This window comes from Vibrio sp. 970, from assembly GCF_033339075.1.
Map to the genome: position 1 here is coordinate 1 of NZ_JAWOTW010000096.1, position 1,063 is coordinate 1,063.

Consider the following 1,063-nt stretch of genomic DNA (forward strand, 5'->3'; position numbering starts at 1 on the left):
CTCTGGTTCTGAAATCCATCCCTGTCGGTGTTGCTTATGCAGTCTGGTCGGGACTCGGCGTCGTCATAATTACAGCCATTGCCTGGTTGCTTCATGGGCAAAAGCTTGATGCGTGGGGCTTTGTAGGTATGGGGCTCATAATTGCTGCCTTTTTGCTCGCCCGATCCCCATCGTGGAAGTCGCTGCGGAGGCCGACGCCATGGTGACGGTGTTCGGCATTCTGAATCTCACCGAGGACTCCTTCTTCGATGAGAGCCGGCGGCTAGACCCCGCCGGCGCTGTCACCGCGGCGATCGAAATGCTGCGAGTCGGATCAGACGTCGTGGATGTCGGACCGGCCGCCAGCCATCCGGACGCGAGGCCTGTATCGCCGGCCGATGAGATCAGACGTATTGCGCCGCTCTTAGACGCCCTGTCCGATCAGATGCACCGTGTTTCAATCGACAGCTTCCAACCGGAAACCCAGCGCTATGCGCTCAAGCGCGGCGTGGGCTACCTGAACGATATCCAAGGATTTCCTGACCCTGCGCTCTATCCCGATATTGCTGAGGCGGACTGCAGGCTGGTGGTTATGCACTCAGCGCAGCGGGATGGCATCGCCACCCGCACCGGTCACCTTCGACCCGAAGACGCGCTCGACGAGATTGTGCGGTTCTTCGAGGCGCGGGTTTCCGCCTTGCGACGGAGCGGGGTCGCTGCCGACCGGCTCATCCTCGATCCGGGGATGGGATTTTTCTTGAGCCCCGCACCGGAAACATCGCTGCACGTGCTGTCGAACCTTCAAAAGCTGAAGTCGGCGTTGGGGCTTCCGCTATTGGTCTCGGTGTCGCGGAAATCCTTCTTGGGCGCCACCGTTGGCCTTCCTGTAAAGGATCTGGGTCCAGCGAGCCTTGCGGCGGAACTTCACGCGATCGGCAATGGCGCTGACTACGTCCGCACCCACGCGCCTGGAGATCTGCGAAGCGCAATCACCTTCTCGGAAACCCTCGCGAAATTTCGCAGTCGCGACGCCAGAGACCGAGGGTTAGATCATGCCTAGCATTCACCTTCCGGCCGCCCGCTA

Annotated in this window: 2 protein-coding genes; both read left to right on the top strand. The window is 60.7% G+C overall.

Annotated elements, in window-relative coordinates:
• The coding region (locus R7Q11_RS24945; RefSeq protein ID WP_016810057.1) for a DMT family transporter at positions 1-206 on the top strand (206 nt) is incomplete at its 5' end.
• Positions 200-1,039, top strand: coding sequence for a sulfonamide-resistant dihydropteroate synthase Sul1 (gene sul1 / locus R7Q11_RS24950; RefSeq protein ID WP_000259031.1), 840 nt, complete (start codon positions 200-202; stop codon positions 1,037-1,039). The genes R7Q11_RS24945 and sul1, both read left to right, overlap by 7 nt.
• The last annotated feature ends 24 nt before the right edge of the window (positions 1,040-1,063 follow it).

Excerpts from the sequence above, each read along its gene's own strand:
- sul1 (WP_000259031.1), top strand. The coding sequence starts at position 200 with ATGGTGACGGTGTTCGGCATTCTGAATCTCACCGAGGACTCCTTCTTC.